Below are 15381 nucleotides of genomic sequence, written 5' to 3'. Positions count from 1 at the left end.
TTTTAATAATGATCGATGAATAAATTAAGCAAATTAACATATATATTATTTGCTGTAGCCATAGGTAATACGGCTTGCGGCCAAAGCCAGATACGCAACAGTAAAGGGCTTACCATCCCGGGCAGCACAGCACCCGAAATAAAACCGGTAGTTATTACCGAACCGGTATTATATGATACTGATGATCCGGCCATATGGATCAACCCGGCTAATCCGGCTAAAAGCCTGATCATCGGCACCGATAAAAACAGCGAAGGCGCCCTTTACGTGTTCGACTTGCAGGGTAAAATTATTAAGGATAAGGTGGTTCGTGGCTTAAAGCGGCCAAACAACGTTGACCTTGCCTATGGTTTAATGCTTGGCGGCAAGCCCACAGATATTGCTATTACCACCGAGCGCATGACCCATAAACTGCGGATCTATTCATTGCCTGATATGAAGCCCGTATACAATGGCGGTATCGATGCCTTTGTTGGCGAAACCGGCTTTGAATATCGCGATTTAATGGGTATCTCTATCTATACCGCAAAAGACGGGAAAATGTATGCCATCGCAGGCCGCAAAAATGGCCCGCAAACAGGCGGATATCTCTGGCAGTATTTGCTTGAAGATGATGGTACAAGCAATGTTAAAGCTACATTGGTACGTAAGTTTGGCAAATACAGCGGCAAAAAAGAAATTGAATCAATAGCTGTTGATAATGAGTTAGGGTACATCTACTATTCAGACGAACAGGTAGGGGTACGCCAGTATTATGCCGACCCTGAAAAAGGCGACCAGGAGCTGGCTATATTCGGTACCACAGGCTTTAATGCCGACCACGAAGGGATCTCGATTTATAAGCTTACGGATACAACCGGATATATCCTTGTATCTGACCAGGGTGCCAACCGTTTCCAGATCTTCAGCAGGGAAGGCACCAAAGCAAATCCTTTTGAACACAAGTTGCTGAAAATAGCCAACGTAGCCGCAAGACAAAGTGACGGCAGTGACGTAACTGCTACTCCTTTAAATGATACCTTTAAGCATGGCATTTTTGTGGTAATGAGTACCGATAAAACTTTTCACTATTACCGCTGGGAAGATATAGCAGGCAAAGAACTTAAGGTAAAATAGAAGTTATAAGCTATTCGTGTAAATGATAATTCCGGGCAGGTCATCTGTCCCGGAATTGCTGTTATCATAATGTTGCATTAATAATATCTAAAAACTCCAGCTGAAAACTTTCACCTTTATCCTCGTTATACCATTTCTGCAATGCTATCTTTTTTTCGCCCATTTCAATATGGTCTTTAACCATTTGAAGGTATAATCGCTGGCACTCAGCCGGCCGGGGGCCCCAGGTACCGAGGTCTTGATGGTGTTCATCTGCAATAATAATCTTGGGGATTGACCGGGTGCCATTGGTAAGGTAGCTTTCAATCAAAAACGGTGGCGAGTCCCTTAGCTGGTAATCAACTTTAATAAGCGGATTCAATTCCGAAAGGCGATGCAGGAATGGTATGGTATGCGAAGCATCGCCGCACCAGGCCTCGGTAATAACCGTCCATAATTGTGGTTTACTGATCTTTTCGATGGCATTTGTCAGATCCGGGTTCAGTACGCCAACCTTTAGCCAGCGCTGCTGGCGCGACCAATTGAGCTTTGTATAATTTAAATAATCCGGGTTGTCGTACGGAGCCGGCGGATTAGGGCTGTTCAAAATATCGAAAAATAGCTGTTGATATGCTGTGAAATCCATAATAATTGCATTTGGCGCCATTTATGGCAATTCCTTTTACGATATGAAATTAAATAATGTGCGTGTGAATTTTGTTGATGTAGATTAATTTCGATAACCTTTACAGGGCTATGATTAATATACTATGTATTTTTGATTATCAAAGCGGGGTACATGAAAATTAAAATAAACAAACTGCTATTAATAGCAATAAGCCTGGCATGCACCAGCGCTTTATCTGCCTACAAATATTCGCCGGCTAAAAACGTTCCGCTTAAGTTTAAGCAGATCATGGGCGCCGATATTTCATTTATCCCCCAGTTGGAAGCTGGAGGGCATAAGTTTTATGATAACGGCGTAAACAAGGACCCTTTCACCATTTTGAAAGATCATGGCTTTAACTATGTACGGCTTCGTATATTCAATAATCCTAAGGCCGATAGCGGATACTCGGCAAAAGGCTATTGTGGTTTGGAAGATACCAAGAAGATGGCCCTGCGTATTAAAGAAGCCGGAATGGGCTTTTTACTTGATTTTCATTACAGTGATAACTGGGCTGATCCCGGTAAGCAATACAAACCCGCCGCCTGGAAAAGGCTCAACAACCAGCAACTGCAGGATTCTATAAAGGCATTTACCCGGCTTACATTGCTGGCCCTAAAAAAGCAGGGCACGCTGCCCGATATGGTGCAGGTAGGTAACGAAATTAACCACGGCATTTTATGGCCCGACGGCCGTGTCAAAAACCTGGATACCCTGGCTGGCTTTTTAAAGGCTGGCATTAACGGTGTCAGGAGCGTGAGCGGCAATATCAGGGTAATGCTGCATATTGCCTGCGGCGGGCAATATGCAGAATCAAGATACTTTGTAGATAACATGCTCAAACGCGGCGTTAATTTCGATATCATTGGCCAATCATATTATCCCGAGTGGCATGGCACACCGGATAGTTTACGCAACAACCTTACCGACCTCACCGCCCGTTATAAACAGGATGTGATAGTGGTGGAATATTCGCAGCGCAAACGCGAGGTAAATGATATAGCTTTTTCATTACCTGGTAATAAAGTTAAAGGCTCTTTTATTTGGGAGCCCTTTAGCTGGGGCGAAACCTTTGTGGATAAACAGGGGAATACTAATGCGCATATGGCTACTTATGACAGCATTAGTAAACAATATCATATTCGGCTGCCCCTTGAATAGGAGGATCATGATACGCTTTGGCTTTGTCATAGGATAAATAAGGGCAATTCCAATTTGCAGAGTCACTATATATAGCTTCTTAAAGCGATTTTTCTAAAAATGCTTTGCATGTAGAATAATTGTTATATTGACATCAAATTTGCGATGCCTATTTATCGCAGCCACAATAAACCAAAATGAAGATATTCCGGTGCCCCCTCCCGCTTAAAACGCGAAAAGAACGATCGTTTTTGATGTTTCCTGCTGTATGTGCTCTGGCGTTATTTGCAGGGTGCAATCATGAACCCTCTGCCAACTCACAACAACCCTTGTTTAAACTGTTGCAGCCGGAACAAACCCATGTTGAATTCGCCAATACCTTAACCGAAGGATTAAACACCAACGTGCTGATGTACGAGTATTTTTATAATGGTGGTGGCGTGGCAGTTGGAGACTTAAACGGCGATGGCCTGCAGGACCTTTATTTTACCGGCAATATGACCGATAATAAATTGTACCTGAACCAGGGCAATATGCAATTTAAGGATATCACTGCTGATGCCGGTGTAGCAGGCAGGCCCGGTCCCTGGAAAACAGGTGTAACCATGGCCGATGTTAACGGTGACGGTAAGCTGGATATATACATATGTTATTCGGGTAAAGTACGGGCCGGGAAGCGGGTTAACCAATTATTCATAAACCAGGGAAACAATGCCGCCGGAGTGCCCATGTTTAAAGACCAGACCGCTGATTTTGGCCTCGATTTTCCATCATTCAGTACACAGGCATACTTTTTTGATTATGACAGGGACGGTGATCTCGACCTGTTGTTAATTAACCACAACCCAGGCCGGATCAGTATTATGGATGATGCCTTTGTTAAGGAGATGTCGGCCAAAAGGGATAACGAATCAGGGATCAGGCTGCTGCGGAATGACAATAATCATTTTACTGACGTTACCGTCGGTGCAGGCATTATCAATACACCGCTATCATACGGCCTTGCAGCAGGTATCGCCGATATTAACGGCGATGGCTGGCCGGATATCTATGTATCCAATGATTACAGCATTCCCGACAGGTTGTACATTAATAATGGCAAAGGCAGTTTTGCCGATGAGCTTCAGAAGCAGATAGGCCATAGCTCGTTTTACTCCATGGGGAATGATGTAGCCGATATTAATAATGACGGCAAACCCGATATCTACACCCTGGATATGCTTCCCGAAGATAACAAGCGGCAAAAACTGCTGTTCGGTATTGATAATTATGAAGCCTTCGACCTGAACCTGAGGGTAGGCTTTTATTATCAGTATATGCGTAATATGCTGCAGATCAATAACGGCAATAACTCGTTTAGCGAGATAGGACAGCTGGCAGGCATCTCCAATACAGATTGGAGCTGGTCGCCCCTTTTTGCCGATTATGATAATGATGGCTGGAAAGACCTGTTTGTAAGTAACGGTTATACCCGTGACTACACCAACATGGATTTCCTGAAGTTTATGGGCGATAACCTTAAAGACAGGCGCGTAATGCGGCAGGACCTCCTGGATATTGTAAGCCAGATGCCATCATCGCAAATGAAAAGTTACCTGTTTAAAAATAATGGCAATACCACATTTACCAATACAAGCGAGCAATGGGGCATAACGATGCCATCAAACAGTAACGGCGCCGCTTATGCCGATCTGGATAATGACGGTGACCTTGATCTGGTGGTAAATAATATCAATCAGCCGGCTTTTGTTTATGAAAACCAGGCCGCTAAACAGAATGATAATCATTATTTATCGATAAAATTAAACGGCAATGGTGCAAACACGCAGGGAGTAGGTGCTAAGGTGAGCATCTATTCGGGCAATAAAACGCAATACCTGGAGCAAATGCCAAACCGTGGTTACCAGTCAACCGTTTCAACAGTACTGCACTTTGGATTGGGAAAAGATAAGCAGGTAGATTCATTAAGGATTACCTGGCAAAGCGGTAAATCACAGGTACTTCAAAAAATAAAAGCCGATAAACAACTTGTTTTAAACGAAAAGGACGCCACGGCTGCAAGTCCTGTACGAGAACAGATCAATCCAATATTTAAAGAGGTGCCGGCCCTTATAGCAAGCAGCGAAATCGATAACACTACCAATGATTTTAAAAGGCAGCCATTAATGGTTAACTCCATATCGTTTTCAGGCTCCATCCTTACCAAAGGCGATGCAAATGGCGATGGGCTTGAGGATATTTACACCGGCGCGCATGATGGCAAAGCCGGTGTTTTGTACCTGCAGCAAAAGGATGGGAAATTTATCAGCAAAGCTGTACCCGCCTTTGAAGCCGATAAAAACAGTACCGATGCCGCCGCTTTATTTTTTGATGCCAATGGCGATGGTAAGCCCGATCTGTATGTAGCCTCCGGCGGCTATGCAGATTATAAACCGGATGACGCGCTGCTGCAGGACAGGCTTTATCTCAATGATGGCAAAGGAAATTTTAACAAGACAAACAACGCTTTGCCCAAAATGATCAGCAGTAAAAGCTGTGTTAAAGCAGCCGATATCAATGGCGATGGTTTTCCCGATTTATTTGTCGGCGGCAGGGTAATACCCGGGCAGTATCCCGAAGCGCCCGAAAGCTATATTTTGATCAATGATGGCAAGGGGCATTTTACCAACGAAACCGCAAAATATAACCCGGCATTGAAAAATATAGGGATGGTGACCGATGCTGCCTGGGTTGATATGAACGGTGATAAAAAGCCCGACCTGGTGCTGGCCGGCGAATGGATGCCGATCACGGTTTTTGAAAATAGCGGCACTAAGCTAACCGATGCCACAACAAAATACTTTGATAAAAAGTATACCGGCTGGTGGAACTGCTTACAGGTAAGCGACATCAACCATGACGGCCATCCGGATATTATAGCCGGAAACGTAGGTTTAAATACGCAATGTAAAGCAAGCGACGCCGAGCCTGCGGAAATGTTTTATAAAGATTTTGATGATAACGGCTCCGTTGACCCGATGCTTTGTTTTTACATTCAGCATAAAAGTTACCCCTTTGTAAGCCGTGATGAATTGCTTGACCAGATGAGTGTCATGCGCGGCCGGTTCCCCGATTATAAAAGCTACGCCGATGCTACCATGGACAAGATCTTTACTGCCGAAGAGATGAAAGATGTAAAAAAACTGACAGCTAATGAACTGGCTACAGCATGCTTTATCAGTAATGCACAAGGAAAATTAAAGCAGGCGACGTTACCTTTACAGGCCCAGTATTCGCCGGTTTTTACCATTACTTCATTTGATTATGACCATGATGGCAAGGAGGATATTTTGCTTTGCGGCAACATCAACAAGGCCCGCATCCGTTTCGGTAAATATGATGCTAACTATGGCGTATTGCTAAAGGGGGATGGCAGGGGTAATTATCAATACATAAACCAGCAGCAATCGGGCTTCAGCATCCGGGGAGATGTCAGGAGCGTACTTCCATTAAATAATGTTTTACTATTTGCCCTTGATAAAGGCAAACTAAAGGCATACAAGCAATAATACAAAGGCAATGAAAAAACTGTTAATGCTAATACCTGCCTGTGGCTTATTTGCGATGATAAGCTGCAGCCCGAAAAAGCAACCCGAACTAACCAACCAGGACGTGAGCAAAGTTGTTGGCCATATGACCAGCGTAATGATCCATGATGTTACCAACCCGCCATTGGCCGCCCGTTTTTTTGCTTATACCTGCCTTGCCGGGTATGAGGTAGTTGCCGAAAACGACAAACAGACCCATAGTATGCGCGGTGTATTGAATCAATATCCGGATATCAAACACCCCAAACAAAATACCGGTTATAATTATCAGCTAAGCGCGGTACTGGCCATGTTTGAAACATCTGCCAGGCTGTTGCCATCGGGTACCTTAATGCTGGGCTACGAGTCTTCCTTTATTGATTCGTGCAAAAACATCGGCTTCAGCAGCGAAGTTATCGACAGTTCAAAAAGCTATGCCAAAACAATCAGTAAACAGATCCTGGCTTATGCCAGGGCCGATGGTTACCGGAAAATAAGTAACTATCCACGCTATAAGCTTAAGCAAACACCCGGTAGCTGGGACCTGACCCCACCTGCTTACATGTTGCCGGTTGAGCCTTATTTTAATACCATCCGTCCCATGACGCTTGATTCGGCCGCACAATTTGTGCCTGATGCGCCCATTCCATTTTCAACGGATAAAAACTCAGCTTTTTATAAATACCTGCAGATGAGCTACGCCAAAAGTGGCAATGCCTTAAAGCAGGAAGAAAAAGATATTGCCAATTTTTGGGATTGTAACCCTTTTGCCGTTCAAAATGACGGGCACATGCTTATTGGCCTAAAAAAGATCTCGCCGGGGGCACACTGGATGGGGATAACGGCTATTGCCTGTAAGCAGGCCAAAACCGGTTTCTCTAAAACGGTGCAGATCAATACCGCTGTAGCCATAGGCCTGCTGGATGGTTTTATTTGCTGCTGGGAAGATAAATACCGCACCAACCGCATCAGGCCCGAAACGGCCATCCGCAGGTATATAGACCCGCATTGGAAACCCTTGTTGCAAACCCCTCCGTTCCCGGAATATATCAGCGGGCATTCGGTGGTTTCAACAACGGCTGCGGTTATCCTCACGCATTACCTGGGCGATAAGTTTAAATATACCGATGATGTGGAAGTAAATTATGGCATCCCGCCAAGGCATTTCAGTTCGTTTACACAGGCTGCCAAAGAAGCCGCTATTTCAAGATTTTGGGGAGGCATTCATTTTATGGATGCTATTGATAATGGTATCGTTCAGGGGAATAAAGTGGGCAACCTGGTTGTTGCTAAAATGAGCGGGCAAAGGAAGTTGTAGATATAAGCATGGTTGTTATGAGCGGCGGCGAAAGGGTTTTTCGATAAGTGGAGTTGCTATACAGGGCGAAGATGGTGCTTTCATCTCTCATGACAACTTAAAAAGGGTGTCATGGGTAGGCCCTCGAAGCATGGTGGGCTGGCCTCTGCGCGCGACCCTTCGACAAGCTCAGGGTGACGGGCCATCTTTTGTCATTTCTTCTTCAAAGCCCAAAGGATGTTTGCTTAAATATCATCCCTTACTGATATCCCGCAGCCTGCAAGCTAAATAACTCGGCGTAACGGCCATTGTTTGCCATTAGTTCCTGATGTGTGCCAGCCTCAAGGATTTTGCCCTTTTCCAATACGATGATCCTGTCAGCGAGCCTTGCTGTTGAAAACCGGTGGGAAATAAGCACAGCCGATTTACCCTGGGTTAAGGACGAAAAACGCTGGAATACCTCATACTCGGCCCGGGCATCAAGCGCTGCAGTAGGCTCGTCAAGGATGAGCACCTGTGCATCTTTCATATAGGCTCTTGCCAGTGCAACTTTCTGCCATTCGCCGCCCGATAATTCAACACCTTCGTTAAACCGCCTGCCCAGCCATTGCTCGTATCCCAGCGGAAGTTTGGCTGCAAGCGCGTCTGCAAGGCTTTCCTGGGCAGCTTTACGGATTAGTTCGGTATTGTCCTGCTCATCAATGTTTCCTACCGCAATATTCTGCGAAAAGCTCATCTGGTAACGGATATAATCCTGGAAAATAATGCCCAGGTTTAACCGGAGATCGGCAATGTCATAGTCTCTCAAATCCGCGCCATCCAGCAGGATACGCCCTTCTGTAGGATCGTACAGGCGGGCCAATAATTTGACAAGTGTTGTTTTGCCGGCGCCATTCTCGCCTACCAGCGCAATTTTTTCGCCGGGGTGCAGGGTGAAGTTCAGGTGCCTGTTGGCCCATGATTCTGCATTATTGTATTTGAAACCGACGTCCTCAAATGTGAACCCTTGCTTTATTGGGTTTGGAAATGGTAAAGGAGAAGCAGCAACTTTGATCTTTGGTTTGATCTCAAAAAACTCATGGAAATCATTGAGGTAGATAGCCCCCTGTGAAACTGATGTAAACCGGTTCAGCGAATTTTCCATCAAGCTGCTCAATTGCCGGAATGAGCCCGCCAGGAAAGTAAGCGTACCTACAGAAGACTTACCCGTAACAGTTTGATAAATAATAAAACCATACGCGGCATAGTAGCCAACACTGCCTAAGACAGAAAAGAAGGTGCCCCAGGCCGAACGCCGCACGGCTAATTTGCTGTTATCTGCATAAAATTTATCTGATAACGTTTTAAAGCGGTTTATAATAAAATCAGACAGGCCGAAGATCTTGACTTCCTTAGCTGTTTCGTCGCTCGCGCCAAGGTAGCGTACATAATCAAGCTCTCTTCGTTCGGGTGTCTGGCTACGGGTGAGTGCATAATTCTGGCTGTTGAAATAGCTTTCGCCCAGAAACGAAGGGATGATAGAAATGAGTAGTAACAGGATCAGCCAGGGATTTAAAGTCAGTAAACCGGTAAGCAGGAAAGCCATGGATATAAAATCCTGGATCTGGCTCATCACCTGTGATAAAAGCACGGTACGCCCAACGGTTTGCTGCCGGGCACGCTCCAGTTTATCATAAAAAACAGAATCTTCAAACTGCTCCAGGTCCAGTGTGGCCGCATGGCGCATGATACGCATGGAGGTATAGTTGGCAAAAAGATCACCCAACAGGTTGTCCATCAGGCTGATCATCCGGTTTAGGCCGTCGGTTGCCACCGCAAGCAAAAACTCGATAATAACCAGTTCCCATAATTCATGCTGGCTTCCGCCGTGGCGGTTGAGCAATACTACCTGATCAATGATCAGCTTACCTACGTACAACAAGGCAACCGGCATGGCCGAACGTATAATACGTAACAAAAAGCTTGCTGTTGTTTTACCCGGACTGCTTTGCCATACCAGCCTGAAAAACCCAGGGAGATTGCTTAATGCCGACAAGCGCTCTCTGAATGAGATCTTTTGCTCTGGTTTGATATTTCTTGTTTTAGCCATCTTCCGGTTTTGATAAATGCGATTTTAAACAAAAAAATGTTCATTGCTACTGCGTTGCAGGACTATGAACACATTTATGATCGTTTACTGACTAATTAGGAATTAAAATGAAAAAGATTTGTGCAATCGATTGCACAAATCTTTTTTTATTTGTTACTTAGTCAAATAAACCATCAATAAATATTTCGGAGTTATGAGGTCGGTGAAGCTATTACTTGTCGCGCTGTTAGCTTGTTTAATATTACCGTGTTATGGAATAGTGCGCCTGCCGCAACTGGTTGCCGATGGCATGGTATTACAGCGCGATGCCAAAGTAAAGATCTGGGGATGGGCCGATGCAAGCGAAAAGATCACCGTTAATTTTCAGCATAAAACATACCGCACCGTTACTGACGAAAGCGGTTCCTGGAAAATTGCCCTTCAGCCAATGAAAGCCGGGGGGCCGTATACTATGGAAATCACCGGTAATAATCTTATTACTATCCGGGACATTTTAATTGGCGATGTATGGTTTTGTTCCGGGCAATCGAATATGGTTTTGCCTATGGAGCGGGTTAAGGAAAAATATCCTGATGAAATAGCAAAAGCCAATTATCCGCAGATCAGGAATTTTTTTGTTAAAACGGAATCTGACGTAACCAGGCAACATTCGGATCTGTTACCTGGTAAATGGGTTAAGGCAGATTCTGTAACTGTTTTAGGTTTTGGTGCCACATCGTGGTTTTTTGCTAAACAGCTTTATCAAAAATATCATGTGCCTATAGGTATCATCAACTCAAGTGTGGGCGGTACGCCTATTGAGGCATGGATCAGCAGCGAGGGCTTAAAGAACATTCAATCATATCATAACAGGATTGCCCAGTTCAGCAATACGGCATTTATGGACAGTGTATTAAAAAAGCACCCGGAACCAGTGGAACCGCTTGACGCAGATAAAGGCTTAAATGAGCCTAAACCATGGTATGATACCACCTATCAGCCGCATAACTGGCACCGTTTCTGGCTGCCGGGCTACTGGGCCGATCAGGGAGTAAAAGGCCTGAATGGCGTGGTATGGTTCAGGAAAGAAATCACACTGCCCGCATCGGCACAGAGTAGAGCGGCCAAGCTGTATTTAGGGAGGATAATAGATGCCGATCAAACCTATGTTAACGGCAAAAAGGTGGGGAACATTACCTATCAGTATCCGCCAAGGCGTTACTCGGTACCTGCCGGTTTATTAAAGCCGGGCAAAAATATTATTGTGGTTCGCATTACCAATGCATCGGGCAAAGGCGGTTTTGTGCCTGATAAACGGTACTATTTGGCAATAGCCGGTGATACCATCGACCTTCGCGGCGACTGGCAGTACAAAGTTGGGCAGGTGTTTGAACCCGTTAGGATGAAACCGGAATTTTCGGCCCAGAATGAACCTACCGGGCTTTACAACACCATGGTAGCGCCCGCTATCAATTATACTATTAGAGGTATAGTTTGGTACCAGGGCGAAAGTAATTCCAGCCGCGCATCCGAATATGGAACCTTGTTAAAGGCTCTTATTGCCGACTGGCGGAATCGCTGGCAACAAGGTAATCTTCCCTTTATTTACGCCCAGCTTCCAAACTTTAACGAGGTACAGTATTCGCCAACAGAAAGCGACTGGGCGCAATTACGCGCCGGTCAGCTTGAGGCCCTTGAAGTGCCCAATACTGGTATGGCGGTAACCATTGATGCCGGCGAGTGGAATGATATCCACCCTCTTAATAAAAAAACAGTGGGTGAGAGGCTTGCCCGCGCTGCCGAAAATGTTGCTTATGGCGATGTGAATGTAGTACCATCCGGCCCGATTTACCAATCGGCTAAAATTGAGGGGAATAAGATTGAGATTGCTTTTAAAAATACAGGTGCGGGGCTTGTCGCTATTGATGGCGAGGAACTGTCACAATTTGCCATCGCCGGGGCTGATAAAAAGTTTGTTTGGGCAAAGGCAATTATTAATGGAGGTAAGGTGTTGGTTTGGAGCGATAAAATCCCTGCACCGCTTTACGTAAGGTATGCCTGGGCCGATAACCCGGATGGCGCGAACCTTTATAATAAAGAAGGCTTGCCGGCATCACCTTTCCAAACCGGTAAACTGCAATAACCATAAACTAATTTGAAACCAGGGGCGATGAAAAGTACTGCCTTCTTTTTCTTACTCACATGGGCCATTGCGGCGAAAGCGCAAACCCCGGCCCCGGTAAATTTCACTGCTGACCATGACCATCAGTATATGATGAAGCAATTAGGAATTAAAACCTTGCGTAACGGGCCAAGCGGCGATGAATCGGCCCCTAATCATGCTAATTATGATGAAGCGCTGGCTAATCCTTATCCTGATTTGCCTGACGCCCTTACACTAAAGAATGGTAAAAAGGTAACTACAGCCGAAATGTGGTGGAAACAGCGCCGCCCCCAAATTGTGAAGGATATGGAGCGTGAGGTTTATGGCCGCATCCCTGCTAATGTACCGAAAGTAACCTGGACGGTTAAAATAACCGATAAAGAGCGGGTTGGCTTTTATCCGGTGATTGCCAAACAACTGATAGGCCATGTTGATAATACGGCTTATCCGCTTATCAACGTCAATATCGAAATGACCTTAGTGCTCCCCGCAAATACCAAAGGACCGGTACCGGTATTGATGATGTTTGGCCGAAGCGCGCTACCGGCGCCGGCGCAGCCTCCCGCTGCTGATGTGGAAAAAATCAACGCTGCATTGAAAGAACTTCTTTTAAAAGAACATCCCGAGTTTAAAACTATTTTTGAGCAATATCCCGCTTATAATCCTATTGCCGAACAATCTCCCTTTGGTCCCGGTGGTTTTCCAGGGATGAAAGGCGACCCACCGACTGCCACGCAACTAATTGCCAATGGATGGGGGTATGTACTTATAGATCCGTCGTCTATCCAGGCGGATAACGGGGAAGGTTTAACTAAAGGGATCATCGGTTTAGTGAACAAAGGCCAGCCCCGTAAGCCGGAGGATTGGGGAGCTTTACGTGCCTGGTCGTGGGGAGCGGCACGCGCATTGGATTACCTGGAAACAGAACCTGCGGTTGACGCCAAACATGTAGGTATTGAAGGTGTTTCCCGCTATGGAAAGGCAGCGCTGGTAACACTTGCTTTTGAACGAAGGTTTGCCATGGGGTTGATAGGTTCGTCGGGTGAGGGAGGGGCCAAGCTGCATCGTCGGAACTTTGGCGAAGCGGTTGAAAGCCTTACCGGCGGCGAATACTACTGGATGGCCGGTAACTTTATGAAATATGGCGCATCGGATGCTGTATTCGGTGCTAAAACCGCGAAAGACCTTCCGGTAGATGCGCATGAACTGATTGCCTTGTGTGCGCCGAGGTTTACTTTTATAAGCTATGGCGTGCCGGAACAGGGCGATGCCAAATGGCTTGATCAGCAGGGAAGCTATATGGCAACTGTAGCTGCGGGCTCGGTGTTTAAGCTGCTTGGTGCAAAGGACCTCGGCGTTTCAAACGATTATAAAACCGAAAAAATGCCGCCGGTTAATACTGGCTTGCTTGATGGCGAGCTCGCCTGGCGTCAGCATGATGGGGGGCATACCGATGCCCCAAACGTAAAATATTTTATCGCCTGGGCTAATAAGCTGATGCATTATGGTAAAGAAAGAAACGGAAGATGACGTCTCCTTCACGTCATGCCGAATTTATTAAAACCCTATCGAATTTCCACCATCAACCTGTAAAACAACCCCGGTTACATATTTGGCGGCATCTGTCGCTAAATAATAAACGGCTTCGGCCACATCGGCAGGTTCACCTAATTTGCCCATTGGGGTACGGCCCATCACTTTTTGCTTGCGGGCAGGATCATTATCCAGCGCCTTTGCCGACATATCTGTAGCTATAAAGCCCGGAGCAACGCAGTTAACCCTGATGCCTTGCGGCGAAAGCTCGGTAGCCATGGCTTTTGTCATACCTTCGATGGCGGTTTTAGATGCGGTATAGGCAATAACATACGGTATGCCGTATTGTGCAGCCATCGAACTGATGTTAATTATGCTCCCACTGCCAGCTTTCAACATGATTTTTACTACCTCGCGGCTTATCGCAAATACCGAAGTAAGATTGGTTTGGATCACTCTGGCGAACTCTTCATCGGTTACCTGGGCGAAAGCTTTTTTATGGTTAATGCCGGCATTATTAACCAAAATATCAGGTGCGCCAAATTCAGCTTCTATTTCTGCTACCAGTTGCGGTATACCGGTTGTATCACTCAGATCATATTGCCTGTAACTGCAAAGATCGCCAAGCTGTGTTACTGCCGCAATAAGTTTTGCCTCGTCGCGGCCTATGATGATGGTTTTGATGCCCTGCTCTGTGAATTTTTTGGTGGTAGCAAGGCCAAGGCCCGAGGCACCGCCGGTTACGATAGCAAGTTTGGTCTTTGAGTTCATGGATTTTTTAAGTTATTTTCTTCTGGAGGATTCACGTATTATCAATTCCGATCTGAGGATGAGGCTATGCGTTTGTTGCAGATCCTGCCTGTTTGCCAAATGATTGATAAGCATATTGGCGGCAACCTCACCCATTTCATAGCCTTTATAATTTACTGTAGTGAGATTGGGCTCAATCACACAGGCCGCCGGGTCATTATTGAAGCCCGCAACTGCTATCTGTTCGGGAATTTTGATGCCTGCCTTTTTCAGTACTTGTATACAGCTAACGGCACTGACATCATTAACTGTAAATATGCCATCGGGCAGCGGATCCATTTGTAAAATGGTTTCTGCCGCTACCGCAGCTTCTTTAGCGCTCAGGTCGTTGATGATCACCAATTGCCCATCAAAATCAATTTGGTGTTCTTCAAGAGCTTTTTTATACCCGCGCAGGCGTTCGGCGTAAACATTGCGCAATTGATTTCCGGTAATATGTACTATCCGTTTGCAGCCCTGTTCAAGCAGGTGCTTAGTTACCTCATAAGCGGCTTTGAAGTTATCGATATAGATTTGCGGATACTGCTCGTGCTCAAAAATCCTGTCGAAGAAAAGCACCGGGATATTGCGTTTGATAAAAGGTTCAAAATGCTCAATGCTGGTGGTATCATAAGCTAATGAAACCAACAGGCCGTCAACCCGGTTATTCAGCATGGCCCTGGCGTTGCTGATCTCTTTCTTCATCGTTTCTAACGACTGGCTGATGATGAGGTTGTAGTTATTGTCGTTCACCACTTTTTCGATGCCTGCAATAACGTCCGACATGAAACTGCTGTTGAGCCGCGGCACAATAACGCCGATGATGTTGCTGTTTTTACGGCGTAAATTGCTGGCGAACGAATTGGAGCGGTAACCCATTTCTTCGGCTGCTTTGATAATCTTCTTTTTGGTATTTTTATTAACCCGCGGGTGATCTTTGAGCGCACGGCTAACCGTAGCTGCCGAAACCTTTAATTTTTCGGCAATGTCATATATGGTTATCTCTTTTCCGCTGTCCGGCATATAGTTAATCTAAAATATATAAACGATGTTGCATGTTCG

At 45.6% G+C, this 15381-nt stretch carries 10 protein-coding genes; 6 read left to right on the top strand and 4 right to left on the bottom strand.

Going from position 1 to position 15381, the window contains the following annotated elements; translation table 11 throughout:
• Positions 1–15: 15 nt before the first annotated feature.
• The gene (locus ABID99_RS23610) at positions 16–1116 is read left to right on the top strand and encodes a phytase (protein WP_373615289.1); all 1101 of its coding nucleotides are present in this window, start codon (positions 16–18) and stop codon (positions 1114–1116) included.
• A 64-nt stretch (positions 1117–1180) separates the two neighbouring features.
• On the opposite strand, the gene ABID99_RS23605 is transcribed toward ABID99_RS23610, so the two are convergent.
• The gene (locus tag ABID99_RS23605; RefSeq protein WP_176625523.1) at positions 1181–1741 is read right to left on the bottom strand and encodes a thioredoxin family protein; all 561 of its coding nucleotides are present in this window, start codon (positions 1739–1741) and stop codon (positions 1181–1183) included.
• A 153-nt stretch (positions 1742–1894) separates the two neighbouring features.
• Here ABID99_RS23605 and ABID99_RS23600 point away from each other — a divergent pair, with 153 nt between their 5' ends.
• From ABID99_RS23600 to ABID99_RS23590, 3 genes are all read left to right on the top strand, one after another.
• Positions 1895–2923 (top strand): arabinogalactan endo-beta-1,4-galactanase, encoded by a 1029-nt coding sequence (locus tag ABID99_RS23600; protein WP_373615288.1) that lies wholly within the window; start codon positions 1895–1897, stop codon positions 2921–2923.
• Between the two features lie 308 nt (positions 2924–3231).
• Complete coding sequence (locus ABID99_RS23595; RefSeq protein ID WP_373615287.1) at positions 3232–6450, top strand: VCBS repeat-containing protein; 3219 nt, start codon at positions 3232–3234, stop codon at positions 6448–6450.
• A gap of 10 nt (positions 6451–6460) precedes the next feature.
• Complete coding sequence (locus ABID99_RS23590) at positions 6461–7786, top strand: vanadium-dependent haloperoxidase (protein WP_373615286.1); 1326 nt, start codon at positions 6461–6463, stop codon at positions 7784–7786.
• 238 nt (positions 7787–8024) lie between these two features.
• Here ABID99_RS23590 and ABID99_RS23585 read toward each other — a convergent pair whose 3' ends face one another.
• The gene (locus ABID99_RS23585) at positions 8025–9854 is read right to left on the bottom strand and encodes an ABC transporter ATP-binding protein (RefSeq protein WP_373615285.1); all 1830 of its coding nucleotides are present in this window, start codon (positions 9852–9854) and stop codon (positions 8025–8027) included.
• 193 nt (positions 9855–10047) lie between these two features.
• Between ABID99_RS23585 and ABID99_RS23580 the strand changes: the two genes are divergently transcribed.
• Both ABID99_RS23580 and ABID99_RS23575 read left to right on the top strand, forming a co-directional pair.
• On the top strand, positions 10048–11976 hold the full coding sequence (locus ABID99_RS23580) for a sialate O-acetylesterase (protein ID WP_373615284.1): 1929 nt from the start codon (positions 10048–10050) through the stop codon (positions 11974–11976).
• A gap of 27 nt (positions 11977–12003) precedes the next feature.
• On the top strand, positions 12004–13527 hold the full coding sequence (locus ABID99_RS23575; protein WP_373615283.1) for an acetylxylan esterase: 1524 nt from the start codon (positions 12004–12006) through the stop codon (positions 13525–13527).
• Positions 13528–13554: 27 nt separating this feature from the next.
• On the opposite strand, the gene ABID99_RS23570 is transcribed toward ABID99_RS23575, so the two are convergent.
• Together ABID99_RS23570 and ABID99_RS23565 are read right to left on the bottom strand one after the other, a co-directional pair.
• Positions 13555–14301, bottom strand: a complete 747-nt coding sequence (locus tag ABID99_RS23570; RefSeq protein ID WP_188834267.1) for an SDR family NAD(P)-dependent oxidoreductase — start codon at positions 14299–14301, stop codon at positions 13555–13557.
• A gap of 12 nt (positions 14302–14313) precedes the next feature.
• Positions 14314–15342, bottom strand: coding sequence for a LacI family DNA-binding transcriptional regulator (locus ABID99_RS23565; RefSeq protein ID WP_188834268.1), 1029 nt, complete (start codon positions 15340–15342; stop codon positions 14314–14316).
• Positions 15343–15381 lie beyond the last annotated feature (39 nt).

This window comes from Mucilaginibacter sp. OAE612 (genome assembly GCF_041806395.1).
Lineage (GTDB): Bacteria > Bacteroidota > Bacteroidia > Sphingobacteriales > Sphingobacteriaceae > Mucilaginibacter > Mucilaginibacter rubeus.
This window is presented reverse-complemented; position numbering and strand designations above follow the sequence as displayed.

Bases quoted from the DNA above. Each gene is read 5' to 3' on its own strand.
- ABID99_RS23610 (WP_373615289.1), top strand. From the start codon at position 16: ATGAATAAATTAAGCAAATTAACATATATATTATTTGCTGTAGCCATA.
- ABID99_RS23605 (WP_176625523.1), bottom strand. From the start codon at position 1,741: ATGGATTTCACAGCATATCAACAGCTATTTTTCGATATTTTGAACAGC.
- ABID99_RS23600 (WP_373615288.1), top strand. From the start codon at position 1,895: ATGAAAATTAAAATAAACAAACTGCTATTAATAGCAATAAGCCTGGCA.
- ABID99_RS23590 (WP_373615286.1), top strand. From the start codon at position 6,461: ATGAAAAAACTGTTAATGCTAATACCTGCCTGTGGCTTATTTGCGATG.
- ABID99_RS23585 (WP_373615285.1), bottom strand. From the start codon at position 9,854: ATGGCTAAAACAAGAAATATCAAACCAGAGCAAAAGATCTCATTCAGA.
- ABID99_RS23580 (WP_373615284.1), top strand. From the start codon at position 10,048: ATGAGGTCGGTGAAGCTATTACTTGTCGCGCTGTTAGCTTGTTTAATA.
- ABID99_RS23575 (WP_373615283.1), top strand. From the start codon at position 12,004: ATGAAAAGTACTGCCTTCTTTTTCTTACTCACATGGGCCATTGCGGCG.
- ABID99_RS23570 (WP_188834267.1), bottom strand. From the start codon at position 14,301: ATGAACTCAAAGACCAAACTTGCTATCGTAACCGGCGGTGCCTCGGGC.
- ABID99_RS23565 (WP_188834268.1), bottom strand. From the start codon at position 15,342: ATGCCGGACAGCGGAAAAGAGATAACCATATATGACATTGCCGAAAAA.